This window comes from Rhizobium sp. WYCCWR10014, assembly GCF_001657485.1.
Classification (GTDB): domain Bacteria; phylum Pseudomonadota; class Alphaproteobacteria; order Rhizobiales; family Rhizobiaceae; genus Rhizobium.
This window is the reverse complement of record NZ_LXFU01000024.1, coordinates 183,976-198,527: the sequence shown is the minus strand read 5'-3', so window position 1 is coordinate 198,527 and position 14,552 is coordinate 183,976. Positions and strand designations below refer to the sequence as shown.

15 protein-coding genes are annotated in these 14,552 nt (G+C 62.5%); 9 read left to right on the top strand and 6 right to left on the bottom strand.

The window, feature by feature from the left end; translation table 11 throughout:
• The first annotated feature begins 92 nt into the window (after positions 1-92).
• Complete coding sequence (gene thrS / locus A6U98_RS03880) at positions 93-2,078, top strand: threonine--tRNA ligase (RefSeq protein ID WP_064648158.1); 1,986 nt, start codon at positions 93-95, stop codon at positions 2,076-2,078.
• A 227-nt stretch (positions 2,079-2,305) separates the two neighbouring features.
• Here the strand turns inward: thrS and A6U98_RS03875 are convergent, their stop codons facing one another.
• On the bottom strand, positions 2,306-3,406 hold the full coding sequence (locus A6U98_RS03875; RefSeq protein WP_064648304.1) for a hypothetical protein: 1,101 nt from the start codon (positions 3,404-3,406) through the stop codon (positions 2,306-2,308).
• A 113-nt stretch (positions 3,407-3,519) separates the two neighbouring features.
• Here A6U98_RS03875 and A6U98_RS03870 point away from each other — a divergent pair, with 113 nt between their 5' ends.
• The 3 genes from A6U98_RS03870 to A6U98_RS03860 all read left to right on the top strand — a co-directional run bounded on the left by A6U98_RS03870 (position 3,520) and on the right by A6U98_RS03860 (position 5,966).
• Positions 3,520-4,104 (top strand): nitroreductase, encoded by a 585-nt coding sequence (locus A6U98_RS03870; protein ID WP_064648157.1) that lies wholly within the window; start codon positions 3,520-3,522, stop codon positions 4,102-4,104.
• Positions 4,104-4,715: a flavin reductase family protein gene (locus A6U98_RS03865; RefSeq protein ID WP_064648156.1), complete on the top strand. Its 612-nt coding sequence runs from the start codon at positions 4,104-4,106 to the stop codon at positions 4,713-4,715. Before A6U98_RS03870 ends, A6U98_RS03865 begins: the two co-directional genes overlap by 1 nt.
• A 108-nt stretch (positions 4,716-4,823) precedes the next feature.
• Entirely contained in the window at positions 4,824-5,966 is a 1,143-nt protein-coding gene (locus A6U98_RS03860; protein WP_064648155.1) for a DUF2336 domain-containing protein, read from the top strand.
• Here A6U98_RS03860 and A6U98_RS03855 read toward each other — a convergent pair.
• Entirely contained in the window at positions 5,963-6,382 is a 420-nt protein-coding gene (locus tag A6U98_RS03855) for a hypothetical protein (protein WP_064648154.1), read from the bottom strand. The two genes, A6U98_RS03860 and A6U98_RS03855, sit on opposite strands and share 4 nt — an antisense overlap.
• A 129-nt stretch (positions 6,383-6,511) precedes the next feature.
• Between A6U98_RS03855 and A6U98_RS03850 the strand changes: the two genes are divergently transcribed.
• A complete protein-coding gene (locus tag A6U98_RS03850) occupies positions 6,512-6,970 on the top strand; it encodes a GNAT family N-acetyltransferase (protein ID WP_064648153.1) in 459 nt (152 codons plus the stop codon).
• A gap of 18 nt (positions 6,971-6,988) precedes the next feature.
• Here the strand turns inward: A6U98_RS03850 and A6U98_RS03845 are convergent, their stop codons facing one another.
• The gene (locus A6U98_RS03845; protein ID WP_064648152.1) at positions 6,989-8,206 is read right to left on the bottom strand and encodes an AI-2E family transporter; all 1,218 of its coding nucleotides are present in this window, start codon (positions 8,204-8,206) and stop codon (positions 6,989-6,991) included.
• 116 nt (positions 8,207-8,322) lie between these two features.
• Positions 8,323-9,456 carry an esterase-like activity of phytase family protein gene (locus tag A6U98_RS03840; protein WP_064648151.1) on the bottom strand — a complete coding sequence of 378 codons (1,134 nt, stop codon included), beginning with the start codon at positions 9,454-9,456 and terminating at the stop codon, positions 8,323-8,325.
• Here A6U98_RS03840 and A6U98_RS03835 point away from each other — a divergent pair.
• A complete protein-coding gene (locus A6U98_RS03835; protein WP_064648150.1) occupies positions 9,455-9,655 on the top strand; it encodes a hypothetical protein in 201 nt (66 codons plus the stop codon). The two genes, A6U98_RS03840 and A6U98_RS03835, sit on opposite strands and share 2 nt — an antisense overlap.
• Here A6U98_RS03835 and parE read toward each other — a convergent pair.
• Positions 9,652-11,751: a DNA topoisomerase IV subunit B gene (gene parE / locus A6U98_RS03830; RefSeq protein ID WP_064648149.1), complete on the bottom strand. Its 2,100-nt coding sequence runs from the start codon at positions 11,749-11,751 to the stop codon at positions 9,652-9,654. The two genes, A6U98_RS03835 and parE, sit on opposite strands and share 4 nt — an antisense overlap.
• Before the next feature lie 219 nt (positions 11,752-11,970).
• On the opposite strand from parE, the gene A6U98_RS03825 reads away from it, so the two are divergent.
• Positions 11,971-12,870 carry an alpha/beta hydrolase gene (locus A6U98_RS03825; protein WP_064648148.1) on the top strand — a complete coding sequence of 300 codons (900 nt, stop codon included), beginning with the start codon at positions 11,971-11,973 and terminating at the stop codon, positions 12,868-12,870.
• Here A6U98_RS03825 and A6U98_RS37050 read toward each other — a convergent pair.
• The gene (locus A6U98_RS37050) at positions 12,867-13,109 is read right to left on the bottom strand and encodes a hypothetical protein (RefSeq protein ID WP_184497920.1); all 243 of its coding nucleotides are present in this window, start codon (positions 13,107-13,109) and stop codon (positions 12,867-12,869) included. The two genes, A6U98_RS03825 and A6U98_RS37050, sit on opposite strands and share 4 nt — an antisense overlap.
• Between A6U98_RS37050 and tpiA the strand changes: the two genes are divergently transcribed.
• Both tpiA and secG read left to right on the top strand, forming a co-directional pair.
• On the top strand, positions 13,057-13,827 hold the full coding sequence (tpiA, locus tag A6U98_RS03820) for a triose-phosphate isomerase (protein WP_064648147.1): 771 nt from the start codon (positions 13,057-13,059) through the stop codon (positions 13,825-13,827). The genes A6U98_RS37050 and tpiA overlap by 53 nt on opposite strands.
• A 131-nt stretch (positions 13,828-13,958) precedes the next feature.
• Positions 13,959-14,504 carry a preprotein translocase subunit SecG gene (secG, locus tag A6U98_RS03815; RefSeq protein ID WP_064648146.1) on the top strand — a complete coding sequence of 182 codons (546 nt, stop codon included), beginning with the start codon at positions 13,959-13,961 and terminating at the stop codon, positions 14,502-14,504.
• The last annotated feature ends 48 nt before the right edge of the window (positions 14,505-14,552 follow it).

Sequence of the window (14,552 nt, the reverse complement as noted above, 5' to 3'; positions counted from 1 at the left end):
TGGCTATCAGGCGGCTGCGCATTCAGCTCCGCGGAGGCGCTTTCATGTCAACCACCCGCATTCGTTGGCGGGACTGGACAAGGAGAATTTCGATGTCCCAAGCTATTTCTCTGACATTTCCCGATGGTTCCGTGCGTGGCTATGATGCCGGCGCAACCGGCCGAGATGTCGCCGAATCCATTTCCAAGTCGCTCGCCAAGAAGGCGGTCGCCGTTGCCATCGACGGCACCGTGCGCGACCTTTCCGATCCCGTGACGACCGGCCGGATCGAGATCATTACCCGCAATGACGACCGCGCGCTCGAACTCATCCGCCACGACGCGGCGCATGTCATGGCTGAAGCGGTGCAGGAGCTCTGGCCCGGCACCCAGGTGACGATCGGCCCGGTTATCGAAAACGGCTTCTATTACGACTTCGCCAAGAACGAGCCCTTCACACTCGACGATCTGCCGAAGATCGAAAAGAAGATGAAGGAGATCATCGCCCGCAACGCCGCCTTCACCAAGCAGGTCTGGTCGCGCGAGAAGGCGAAACAGGTCTTCGCCGACAAGGGCGAGCAGTACAAGGTCGAACTCGTCGATGCGATCCCGGAAGGGCAGGATCTCAAGATCTATTACCAGGGCGACTGGTTCGACCTCTGCCGCGGCCCGCACATGGCCTCGACCGGCCAGATCGGCAGCGCCTTCAAGCTCTTGAAGGTGGCCGGCGCCTATTGGCGCGGAGACAGCAACAATCCGATGCTGAGCCGCATCTACGGCACGGCCTTTGCCGAACAGTCGGAACTCGACAACTACCTGCATATGCTTGCCGAAGCCGAAAAGCGCGATCACCGCCGCCTCGGCCGCGAGATGGATCTCTTCCATTTCCAGGAAGAAGGTCCCGGCGTGGTCTTCTGGCACGGCAAGGGCTGGCGTGTATTCCAGACGCTGGTCGCCTACATGCGCCGCCGGCTTGCCGGCGATTATCAGGAAGTCAACGCACCACAGGTGCTCGACAAGTCGCTGTGGGAAACCTCCGGTCACTGGGGCTGGTACCGCGATAACATGTTCAAGGTGACGGTTGCCGGTGACGATACGGACGACGACCGCGTCTTCGCGCTGAAGCCGATGAACTGCCCCGGCCATATCCAGATCTTCAAGCACGGGCTGAAATCCTATCGCGAACTGCCGATCCGGCTCGCCGAATTCGGCAATGTCCACCGCTACGAGCCGTCGGGCGCGCTGCACGGGCTGATGCGCGTGCGCGGCTTCACGCAGGACGATGCGCACATCTTCTGCACCGACGAGCAGATGGCCGCCGAGTGCCTGAAGATCAACGACCTGATCCTTTCGGTCTATAAGGATTTCGGCTTCGACGAAGTCACCATCAAGCTGTCGACCCGCCCGGACAAGCGCGTCGGTTCGGACGAGCTCTGGGACCGCGCCGAAAGCGTGATGATGGGCGTGCTGGAGACGATCCAGCAGCAGTCGAACAACATCAAGACCGGCATCCTGCCGGGCGAGGGCGCCTTCTACGGTCCGAAGTTCGAATATACGCTGAAGGATGCCATCGGCCGCGAATGGCAGTGCGGGACGACGCAGGTCGACTTCAACCTGCCGGAACGCTTCGGCGCCTTTTACATCGACAGCAACTCGGAAAAGACGCAGCCGGTGATGATCCACCGCGCCATCTGCGGCTCGATGGAGCGTTTCCTCGGCATCCTGATCGAGAACTTCGCCGGCCACATGCCGCTCTGGGTATCGCCGCTGCAGGTGGTGGTCGCAACGATCACCTCGGAAGCCGACGCCTACGGGCTTGAAGTGGCCGAGGCGCTGCGCGAGGCCGGTCTCAACGTCGAGACCGACTTCCGCAACGAGAAGATCAACTACAAGGTCCGCGAGCATTCGGTCACCAAGGTTCCTGTCATTATCGTCTGCGGCAGGAAGGAGGCCGAGGAGCGCACGGTCAATATCCGCCGCCTCGGTAGCCAGGATCAGGTTTCGGTGGGGCTCGATGCCGCCGTCGACAGCCTTGCTCTCGAAGCGACACCGCCCGACATCCGTCGCAAGGCCGAAGCAAAAAAGGCCAAGGCGGCCTGAACAAATGCAGATCCGACAGTGCCGTACGCGGTGCTGTCGGAAATCCGGTCTGCGCGTCGCCCGAGGCCGGGCGGCGCTTCAACGAATCCCCCAAACCAATGATGAAACCTGCTGATTTGCACGGTCGGGGCTTCTAAACAGCGATAACGAGGCCGCCCTCACGATGGCCCCCCGAATCGTGTCTATGCCAAACGTCTCGGCCGAGCCGAAGCCGTTCGCGGTAAAAATCAATCGAGGCTGGTGTCATCGCCGCCCTGCGGCACGAGCTGTTCGTAGGACGGCAGCGGCGCTACCGGGGCCGGCTGGACACCCGGCGGTGTCGGTGTGCCCACAGGCACCTGCTGCACCGTGCGAGCCGCGTCGTTCACCGGCGGCTGCGGCTGCTGGTCCTTCATCAGAACCTCGACATCAGTATTTCTGCCGGCGACGACGGTGAAATCGCGCTGGTAGATCTTGTCCTTGTTGCGGGCGACGGCGGAATATCCGCCTTCGGCGAGAACCATGGTCGGGAAGGCGCTGACACTTTCGCCGACACTGTCGCCGGCGGCCGTCAGGATCGACCATGCCGTATCGGCGATCGCCTCGCCGCCGGCGTCGGAGACCAGCTTGAAGGTGATCTGCGCGGCACGATGCTGGATCGTCGCCTCGGTCAGTTTGCCGGCCTCGACCTGGATGTCGGCGCGGATCACGGCGTTGACGCTGCCATATTCGGAAACGATGTGATAGGTGCCGGCATTGAGACGGACGACGGTGTTCGGCGAGACATCGGCCACGACGAGGCCACGCTCGCCATCGTCGCGCACTTCCGAGGAATAGATCGAGAAGCTCAACTGGTCGGGGCGAATGCGGGCGTCGGCGCCGGAGACGGCATTGAGCAGCAGGCCGCCGGCATCGAGCACCATCACCTGCTTGTCGACCTCGCCTTCAGCGGGCACGGTCAGTTTCTTAGTGACCCCGGCTCGGCCGAAGGAAACATTGACGAAATAATCGCCGGGGGCGAGCTGGAAGGCGGCGGGCCCGCCCTTGGCGCTGGCGATCAGTGGCAGCTTGCCATCGGTTCCGGCGATCGGGCTGAAGACGTACCAGGAAAGGCCCTCCTCGACCGGCGTGCCGTCCGCCGTCAGCTTGGCCTCCATCGGGACGTCGCGCAGCTTTACCCCTTCGGGCACCGTGCCGGGCGCGATAAAGGCATCGAGCTTCGGCATCTTCGGCGTCGATTCAAGCTGTTTGAATTCCTTGAATGCGTCCTGAGCGCCGGCGCCGAGGGGCATCAATACCATCAGGGCAATGGCAAGGCCGATGCGTGCAAAAGGCAAAATGCCAAACATCTGTTTCGTGAACCGATTGACTTCTGAAATCGCAAAGGTCACTTCAAGACCAACGCGATGGCAAATTCAAGACCCACCCTTTGCAGCAGCATAAAAATGAGAGCTTCTCCCGTATGAAATCCGATATCAAGCTGATCGACTACCTCGCCGTGCGCCGCTCCATCCCCGCTTTTCAGATGTGCGAACCGGGCCCCGAGAAGGCCGAGATCGAGGAGATCCTGCGTCTTGCCTCGCGTGTTCCCGATCACGGCAAAATCGCCCCATGGCGCTTCATCGTTTATCGCGGAGAGCAGCGCGTGCGTCTCGGCGAGGAACTTCTGACGCTGGCGCTTCAGACAAAGCCCGAGCTTTCCGAGGAGATGATCCTGGTCGAGCGCAGCCGTTTCACCCGTGCGCCTGTGGTCGTCGCCATCGTCAGCAAGGCAGGGCCGCATATCAAGATCCCGGAATGGGAGCAGTTGATGTCGGCAGGCGCGCTTTGCTTCAACGTCATCCTCGCCGCCAATGCCAATGGTTATGTCGCCAACTGGCTGACGGAATGGTTCGCCTATGACGAGCGCGCCTATCCGCTGCTCGGCGTCGGGCCTGATGAAAAGGTGGCGGGCTTCATCCATATCGGCTCGACGACATTTCCGGCAATCGAGCGGCCGCGGCCGGAGCTTGCCGATACCGTGACCTGGGTCGGCGGGGAAGACTGATGTTTTACACCACCGACAGCAACCGGCATGGGCTCGCGCATGATCCGTTCAAGGCGATCGTGTCGCCGCGCCCGATCGGCTGGATCGGCAGCAAGGGCAGGGACGGATCGATCAATCTGGCGCCCTATTCCTTCTTCAATGCCGTTGCCGACCGGCCGAAGCTGGTGATGTTTTCTTCCGCCGGGCGCAAGCACAGCCAGCGCAACGCGGCCGAGACCGGCGTCTTCACCTGCAATTTCGTGAGCCGCGATCTCGCCGAGAAGATGAACCTCTCCTCGGCGGCGCTGCCCTATGGCGACAGCGAATTCGACTTCGCCGGCCTGACGGCTAAGCCGGGCGAACTGATCGACGCGCCCTATGTCGGAGAGGCTTTCGCGGTGCTCGAATGCAAGGTGACCGAGATCATCGAACCGAAGACGCTCTCGGGCGAACCGTCCGAAAACGTCCTCGTCTTCGGCGAAGTGGTCGGCATCCGCATCGATGAAGCGATCGTCAGGGACGGCCGCCTCGACATGTCGATCGCCCGACCTTTGGCCCGCATGGGCTACATGGATTACAGCGAAGGCAGCGATGTTTTCGAGATGATCCGGCCGAAGCCGCAGCAAGGCTGAGCCGAACCGGCAAGGTGTCCAATGGCTTAAGAAACATGGTGAACCAATCTTAAACCTTTTGCCACTACGGTCACAGCATTGAATGGAGCGCGAGGGAATCGCGTTCAAATGCTGGGGCGTCGCGTGATCGTAGAAGCTTTCCTTCGTTGGATCGAAACGGCCAAGACCGGTGACCGGGCCCGGGCCGCAAACGCACTCGGGCGCGCCTATCTGCAGTCCGAAATGTCCGCGGACGAGCGGGCGGCGGCCGAAATGGCGATGACTTTTCTTCTCGACGATCCGTCGCCGCGCGTGCGGCTTGCGCTGGCCGAGGCGATCGCTTGGTCGCCCGATGCTCCGCGCAACCTTATCCTTTCGCTTGCCGAAGACCAGCCCGAGGTCGCCTGCCATGCGGTGACCTGTTCGCCGCTTTTGAGCGACGCCGATCTCGTCGACCTTGCCGCGCGCGGCAACGGCGCCACCCGCATGCTGATCGCCGCCAGAGCGCATGTGACGCGGCCGGTGTCCGCCGCCCTTGCGGAGGTCGGCGACGAGGAGGAACTGCTCTGCCTGCTCGAGAATGACGGCGCGGTGATCTCCAGCCTATCGTTGAAACGCATCGCCGAACGGCTCGGCGATTGCTGCGATATTCGCAACCTGCTTCTCGACCGCAGCGATCTTCCCGCCGATGCCCGCCAGTTGCTGACCCAGCATGTCAGTAATGCGCTGGTCGGCCTGCCGCTGGCACAGGCGGCGATCGGCCTGCAGCGGCTTCAGCGCATCAGCCGCGAGGCGACCGAGGCCGCCATCGTTTCGATCGCCGGCGACATCGCGCCGCGCGAAATACCTGATCTCGTCCAGCATCTGCGCCTCAACGGCCGGCTGACGCCGTCCTTCCTGATGCATGCGCTCTGTGCCGGCAAGGTAGATTTCTTCGCCGGCGCGATCGTCGATCTGACCGCGTGCAGCGAGCGCCGGGTGCGCTCGATCCTGGCAACCGGGCGGATGCATGCCGTGCGCGCGCTCTACGAGTCCGCCGGCCTGCCGAGGGATATCAGCGTGATCTTCGTCGAGGCGACGATGCTGTGGCGTGACGCCGCCAGAAAAGTGCCGGGAAGCGTGCTCGGCAATGTCTGCGGCCGTCTTCTCGAAAAATTCCGCCATCATGACGCGCATGGCGCGATCGGCGAGTTGCTCGACATGGTGGAAAAGCTGCACGTTAACGAGCAGCGACAATCGGCCCGCGTCTACGCGGCGCTTGCGGCCGCTTAATCAGCCAGCCGCGTCACCACCCAGGAATAACTGGCGGAGACGAAGTGCACGGGCTTGGTCAGTGTGTCCTTGACGCTTCTGCCCGAGGGCAGGTGGGCGCGGACCTGCCCGGCGATGCCTTCAGCAAAACCGGCTATCCTTCCTGCGGGTTGGGGCGCTGCGACAGCGACCTCGGGCGCGGCGGCAGGCACAGGCGCCGGTTTCGGCGGCTCGGCGGCGGCGATGGCTTTCGGCGCCTCGCACACCGCGATCACCGAGGGATAGTTGACATTCACATAGGTCTTCAGCCGTCGTTCGGCTTCGGCATCGCAGGCGGCAACGGTTTCCCAGCGTTTATCGACCGTCGCGACATAATTGCACTGGCTGATGGAATCGTCGCAGCCGAGAATGGTCATCGCGATCAGCACCGCTTGCATATTCTGCTTCCTTGATTATTGAGCACCTCATCGTCTTAGAGGGTGCAATTCCAACCGAATGAAGGCAAGGGCATTAACTCTTCGTCACATCGGGGAAAATTTTGTCACGCGCCGTTAGAGGGAGCCAGGATGTCCGTCACCATTGCCTTGGAGCCGCCGCGCCAGGAGGGCGTCATCCGCCTTCTCGATCTTTCCGATGCCTATGCGCAATCACTCTATCCTGCCGAGAGCAACCATCTGGTCGACCTATCCGTGCTGGAGAAACCTTCGGTGAGCTTCCTCGTCGCGCGCAGCGACGATGCGATCGTCGGCTGCTGCGCGCTTGTCGAGGCCGGCGACGGCACGGCGGAGATCAAGCGCATGTTCGTCGACCCCGAGGCAAGAGGGCTGAGGATCGCTAGCGGCCTGATGAATGCGCTCGAAGCAATCGCAGGGGAAAAGGGGCTGACGGCGATCCGGCTCGAAACCGGCATCTATCAGCCCGAGGCGATCGCGCTCTACCGCAAATACGGATATCGGGAAATCGAGCCTTTCGGCAGCTATCTGCCGGATCCGCTTAGCCTGTTCATGGAAAAGCGGCTGGGGTAGCCGGTCTCGAAGCCATGTTCAGCCTTCGGCGACGCGCGGCATGGTTTTCGGCGACCCCGGGAGCGGCGGCGGGGCCTGTTCGTCGATGATGATCTGCGGTCCGGTCTCGCTCTTGTCGGCGTTGCGGGCCTCGTGGATCCATTCGCGCCAGATGGCGACGATCAGCGCCATCAGCACCGGGCCGATGAAGAGGCCGAGGAAACCCATCGTCTTGACGCCGCCGACGAGGCCGAAGAAGGTCGGCAGGAAGGGCAGCTTGATCGGACCGCCGACGAGCTTCGGCCGCAGCGTCTTGTCGACGATGAAGAGCTCGACCGTCCCCCAGACGAAGAGACTGATGCCGGCGACATGGGAGCCGCTCGCCAGCAGATAGATAGAGACCAGCGTGAAGGAGAGCGGCGCACCGCCCGGTATCAGCGCCATCACGCCCGTCAGCACGCCGAGCGTCACCGGCGACGGCACGCCGGCAATCCAGTAGGCAAGGCCGAGCACGATGCCTTCGCCGATTGCGATCAACGTCATGCCCATGACGGTGGAGCTGATCGTCGCCGGCACGACGCGGGAAATCCGCTCCCAGCGGTTCGGCAGGATGCGCTCGCCCAGCATGTCGATCTGCTTGGAGAAGGAGAAACCGTCGCGATAGACAAAGAACAGCGCGATCAGCATGAAGAGCAGCGTCAGCAGCAGGTGGAAGGCGCCGCCGCCGGCCGCAAGCACGGCGCGATAGATGTTGCCGATATTGGCGCCGCTGACCGCCTGGATGACTTCGCCGAGTGCGCCGGGGCTGCCGATATATTTTGTCCAGACTTCATCGAGATAGGCGCCGGCCCAAGGCAGCGCGACGATCCAGTCGGGTGTCGGGGCGCCGGCGCGGTTGGCGTGGATTGCCCAGGCGACCCAGGTGCGCACTTCGCCCGTCGTATAGGTGACCGCAAGCCCGATCGGGATGACCAGGAAGGTGATGATCAGGATGATGGCGATGGTCGCGGCGATCGTCGTATTGCCGCCGACGCGGGCGAGAAGCTTGCGGTAGAGCGGCCAGCTGGCGAAGCCGATGACGAGGGCTGCGAGCACCGGCACGAGGAAGCCGTAGAAGAAATAGACGCCGGCAGCGACGACCAGGACCAGCAGCCAGCGCGCCGCCGATATGGAGGGAATCAGCGGTGTGCGCGTTTGCGCCGACGATCCGAGCCATCGCGGTTCATGATTGCTTTTCTGACGGTCGAACACACCCACGCGCGCCTCTTCTTATTCTTGTACTTTGGTTATGGGCCATGATCCCGACGGTTTCAAGGTCCGCAACGGGAAAGCGTATACAAAGCGTCGCTATTCGACCCCCAGATCCGGACGTCTTACTGCTGCGGACGCCTGAGAACCTTGAAGGCATAGAATTGCGTCTTCTGGCCGGCCGAGAAATTATTGTCGGAGCCGAGAATGAGAACGTCGGCGCCATCCTTGGCCTTGCCGAGCGACATCGCCTCGATATTGTCGGGAACGAGGCCGATCGCCCTCAAATCGAGGACCTGGCTTTTGCGAACGGGAACGACGCGCTGGTCGTTTTTGGCGAGCGAAGCGATAGCGGATACATCGGTGGCGTCAGTCAGATCCATCATCATGATCTTGATATTGTTGCCGAAGCCCTGGGCATAGCTTCGTTCGACGGCGAGCAGGCGGTGATCGTCGAGGGCAAGAATCTCGGACATGCCGTTGTCATTGCCGCCGTCGGCCTTGGTGGCTGCCTGCGGGATCGGCGAGACGAGGTAGACGTATTCAGCTTTTGGCTCGCCCGTGGGGCCGTCGTAGCGGACGATGCGCGACAGGCTGCCTGACGTCAGCGAGGGGTTCGGACCATCCTGGTAGAGGGCCGCTTCGACACCGACGAAAACATCGCCGGAGGGCGCGACGGCAAGATCCTCGAAGGCGAGATTGTCACGGATGCCGGTCGACTTGTCTGCCGTCGGTGCAAAGCCCTCCGGCAGCTTGAATTCGCGGACGAAGGAGCCGTCCGGCGAAGCGACACGGACGAAGGGCGGAAGCAACGCCTTGCCGTCACCTTCGCTGCCCCAATAGATGCCGTCCTTGCCGAGGCGGATCGATTCCGGATCGACGGTCCTGGCAGTGAAGGGCTCGCCGTTCTTGTCCTTCAGCGTCACCTGCTTGACGACCGATACGCCCTTGAGGCCGGAGGCGTCGACATCGACGTCGAGTTCATAGAAACGGGCCGGGCCTCTTTCCGAGCGGTCGTCGCTGATGGCGAGATAGTGGCCGGTGGCGGCATCGAAATCGAGGCCGGAAATGCCGCCGAATTCGACGCCGTTTTCCATGTGGCCGGTGGGGATGACGAATTCACCGAGATAGGAGAGCGACATGCCAGCGGCGCAATCGCCGAAGGGGCAGGCGGTCTCGAAGGTGGCGCCGATATCGGTGGCGCTGACGGTGCTGGACAGAAGAACGAAAGCGGCAGCCGCGAGAAAACGCTTGGTCATGACAAATATCCGGCAAGGGTTGAAAACGGTTCGACCGGCGCAAATGCTCCCTGGGGAGCACGCCGACCGCTTCATGCGCCGGTTGTTTGACGGAGTTGTTACGGTTCTTCGTCAGTTCCGTGAAATCGTGAATGCTAAAATGCGGCGCGCCGAACCCGTGTCTATCCAACCGTTCGGCGCGCTCTATGGCATATTCTAGATATCGAGGTTTTCGGCAAAGGCTGCACGATCCTGGATGAAGCGGAAGCGGGCTTCCGGTTTGGTGCCCATCAGATCATCGACGGCGCTGCGGGTGCCTTCGAAATCCACCTCGTCGATCAGCACCTTGAGCAGGGTGCGCTTGGACGGATCCATGGTGGTTTCCTTGAGCTGGGCGGGCATCATTTCGCCGAGACCTTTGAAGCGGCTAATCTCGACCTTGGCCTTGCCCTTGAACTCCGTCTGCATCAGCTCGGCGCGATGATTGTCGTCGCGGGCATAGGCGGATTTCGAGCCTTGAGTGATCTTGTAAAGCGGCGGCACGGCGAGGAAGAGATGGCCGCCGCGCACCAGCTCCGGCATCTCCTGGTAGAAGAAGGTGATCAGCAGCGAAGCGATGTGGGCGCCGTCGACGTCGGCATCGGTCATGACGATGATGCGCTCGTAACGCAGGTCTTCGTCGCGGTATTTCGAGCGCGTGCCGCAGCCGAGCGCCTGAATGAGATCGGCGAGCTGCTGGTTGGCGCCGAGTTTTTCGCGGCCGGCGCTGGCGACGTTGAGGATCTTGCCGCGTAGCGGCAGAATTGCCTGATTGGCGCGGTTGCGCGCCTGCTTGGCCGAACCGCCTGCCGAGTCACCCTCGACGATGAAGAGTTCGGCGCCCTCGGCGGTGTTCTGCGAGCAGTCGGCGAGCTTGCCGGGCAGGCGCAATTTACGCACCGCGCTCTTGCGGTTGACTTCCTTTTCCTTGCGGCGGCGCAGACGCTCCTCGGCGCGCTCGATCACCCAGTCGAGCAGCTTGGCCGACTCGTTCGGATTGTCGGCAAGGTAATGGTCGAAGGGATCGCGCAACGCGTTCTCGACGATGCGCTGGGCCTCGACGGTCGCAAGCTTGTCTTTGGTCTGACCGACGAATTCCGGCTCGCGAATGAAGACCGACAGCATGCCGACGGCCGAAATCATTACGTCGTCGGTGGTGATCTGCGCGGCGCGCTTGTTCTGCGTCAGCTCCGCATAGGCCTTCAGGCCCTTGGTCAGCGCGATGCGAAGGCCGGCCTCATGCGTGCCGCCTTCGGGCGTCGGGATGGTGTTGCAATAGGAATGCACCTGCGGATCGCCGCCATACCAGGTGATCGCCCATTCCATCGAGCCGTGGCCGCTGGTCTTCTCGGTCTTGCCGGCAAAGATCTCGCGGGTGACGGTGAACTCCTTGCCCATCGTCGCCTGGAGATAGTCCTTCAGGCCGCCGGGGAAGTGGAAGACGGCCTTGTCAGGAACCTCGGAACCTTCGGGCAGGACGCCCGCCTCGCAGCTCCAGCGGATCTCGACGCCGCCGAAGAGATAGGCCTTCGAGCGCGCCATGCGGAAGACGCGCGCGGCATCGAACTTCATGTGATCCCCAAAGATCTGGGGGTCTGGATGGAAGCGCACGCGGGTGCCGCGGCGATTGTGGACGTCGCCCAACTCTTCGAGCCCGCCCTGCGGCAGGCCGCGGGAGAAGCGCTGGCGGTAGAGCTTGCGGTTTCGCGCCACCTCGACTTCGAGGTCGTCGGAGAGCGCGTTGACGACCGAAACGCCGACCCCGTGCAGGCCGCCCGAGGTCTCGTAGGCCTTGCCGTCGAATTTGCCGCCGGCATGCAGCTTAGTCATGATGACTTCGAGCGTCGACTTGCCCGGCACCTGCGGATGGTTCTCGACCGGGATGCCACGGCCGTTGTCGGAGACGGTGAGATAACCCTCGAGGTCGAGATAGACCTCGATGAAATTGGCGTGTCCGGCGACCGCCTCATCCATCGCATTGTCGATGACTTCGGCAAACAGGTGGTGCAGCGCCTTTTCATCGGTGCCGCCGATATACATGCCAGGACGCATGCGCACCGGCTCGAGGCCTTCGAGGACCCGGATCGACGAGGCACCGTAATCATCCGAGTTCGAGGCGGCGGGCGCCGGGCGTGCCGAGGCGCCGCCAGCAGGGGGTGCTGCTGCGGCAGGCGTAGCCGGAGCCGGCGGCTGTTCGGCGGGCACCGCAGGCTTCTGCGCCTCCTCGCGTTTTTCAGAGAGGGGCATTCCGGAAAAGAGGTCGTTGCTATCGTCCATGGAGCCGTTCAGATCTTCATCCTGTCTTAGGTCTGGCTTGGGCGGGCATCCGCCGCCGACCCAAAATCACCGCATTTCATGCCACGTTTGCGAATCAGGCAGATTTTGCCAGAAAGCACCTCTATACGCGACACCGCCGGTCTTGGCGGGCTTTTCCCAAATGATTTGCGTTGCCGGGTGCAGAATGGCAAGCGGCGGCAGGCTTCAGGAACCATCCGAATGCGAATGTCCACAAGTCATTGCACCATCATCACCGCAATTGCGGCGTTTTTCTTGTCCGCGGCCATGCTGTCCACTGTTGGCCCGGCAGAGGCGGCCGACGCTTTGCCTCCTTTCAAGGACGATCTGTTTTCGAAGCAGACCGTGCTGCAGACCGGCGACGGCGGCGCCTCCGAGGTCATCGACTATGACGAGATGCGCGATATCAACGGCCGCGACCAGATCCCGCAAAAGCGGGTGCAGCAGAAATATGTGTCGCTCGGCATCCGCAAGGCGCAAGCGGACGAGACGCTGTCTCTCGACGGCATCAAGCTCGATGTCACCAGGGTGGGACCGGCCGGGAATGCCGCATTCACGGTGATTTTCATCCATGGCCGCGACGGTGACCGTCGGCTCGGGGCCAACGACTACAGCTTCGGCGGCAATTTCAACCGCCTCAAGAACCTCGTCGCCGGCAATGGCGGCGTTTATTATTCGCCGACGGTCAAAAGCTTCGACAGCAGCGGCGTTGCGGCGATCGCCGGCCTGATCCGCTATGCCGCCACGCAATCGCCCGGCCGGCCGATCATCCTTTCCTGCGCCTCGATGGGCAGCCAGGTTTGCTGGGGCATTGCGCGCGATGGTGACAGCGTCAAGCGGCTGAAGGGCATGCTGATCATGAGCGGGGTCACCGATCCTGATTTCACCAGAAGCGCCTTCTACAAAGCGAAGCTGCCGCTCTGGTTCGCCCATGGCAGCCGCGACCCGGTCTATGCCGCCGCTAACCAGCAGGCGCTGTTCGAAAGCCTGCACAAGTCAAAATATCCGGCGCGTTTCACGCTGTTTCAGACCGGCAATCACGGGACGCCGATCCGGATGATCGACTGGCGTGGGGTGTTGAACTGGATTCTGGCTGGCTAATGCATATCGCGCAAAAGCGTGCAGCGGTTTTGCAATAACGATATCCGTAAAAATACCCAAAGAGCGGTTTTCGGCAGAAATATGCGCGGGATTGCAGAGATTCCCCTTACGTCAAGGGCATGATGCTTTTCTTTGCTGCAAGCTTTTGATATTGCCCAAGGGATATGCAGATTGTGGAAGGCCAGCATGACACCTGACGTGCGCCCGCTTGTGGCGGGAAACTGGAAAATGAATGGCATGCGTGCCTCCCTGGATCAGATCAAAGCGATCGCCGAGGGTGTTCGCCCGCCGTTGGCCGACAAGGTCGAAGCGCTGATCTGCCCGCCGGCGACGCTGCTCTATGTGGCGACGGCGCTGTGCACCGACAGCCCGCTGGCGATCGGCGCTCAGGACTGCCATCAGAATCCATCGGGTGCGCATACCGGCGACATCTCGGCCGAGATGATTGCCGATTGTTTCGGCACCTATGTCATCGTCGGCCATTCCGAGCGGCGCACCGACCATGCCGAAACGGATCATCTGGTGCGCGCCAAGGCGGAGGCAGCCTTCGCCGCGGGGCTGACGGCGATCATCTGCATTGGCGAGACCGCGGATGAGCGCCGGACAGGCCAGGCGCTCGACGTCATCAAGCGCCAGCTTTCCGCCTCGGTTCCGGACGGCGCCGCCGCTGAGAGCACGGTCATCGCCTACGAGCCGATCTGGGCGATCGGCACCGGCGTGACGCCGACATCAGGTGATGTCGAAAAGGCGCATGCCTTCATGCGGGCAGAGCTTGTGGCCCGCTTCGGCGATGAAGGCCGTAAGATGCGTCTTCTCTATGGCGGTTCGGTCAAGCCGGCCAATGCCCATGAGTTGATGGGCATTGCAAATGTCGACGGCGCGCTGATCGGCGGAGCGAGCTTGAAAGCGGCCGACTTCCTCGCCATCTACCGGGCCTATGAGGCGCTGCTCGCCTGAGGCATTTTTTATTCCTGGGTTTATTCCCGAGTTTATTCCTGGCTGAAGGGCTTGGAATAGATGAAAGCCTCATGTAAAGAGCCGCCAGAATTCTTAACTTTGTCCGTCTCCAGGCGGGCAGGACTGGACCCATGCAGACCGTATTGATTGTCATCCATCTCATGATCGTGCTCGCCCTTGTCGGCGTCGTGCTCATCCAGCGCTCGGAAGGCGGCGGCCTCGGCATCGGCGGCGGTTCCGGCTTCATGTCGGCCCGCGGCACGGCCAATGCGCTGACGCGCACGACCGCGATCCTTGCGACCCTGTTTTTCCTGACCTCGCTCGGCCTCGGCATCCTGACACGTTACGAGGGCCGTCCGAGCGATATTCTCGATCGCATTCCGGCAACAGGCGGCCAGGGTAACGGTATTCTCGATTCGCTCGGCGGCGCGCAGGCTCCGGCAACCCCGCCGGCCGGCAACGGCGTTCCGAGCAGCGGCGCGGCAGCACCCGCACCGCAGGCTCCCGCCGCTCAAGCTCCAGCAACTGGGGCGCCGGCAACTGGCACTCCGGCGACTCAGGCCCCGGCGGCCACGGCGCCTTCAACGACCGCTCCGGCAACGACTGCCCCGGCAACGCCCGCAGCTCCGGCCGCGCCGGCACCGGCTCAGCCCTCCGGCGTCCCGACGGGACAGTAAACCGGGTTTCGACATAAACCGCCGGCAGGCCCCAGGGTCTGCCGGTTT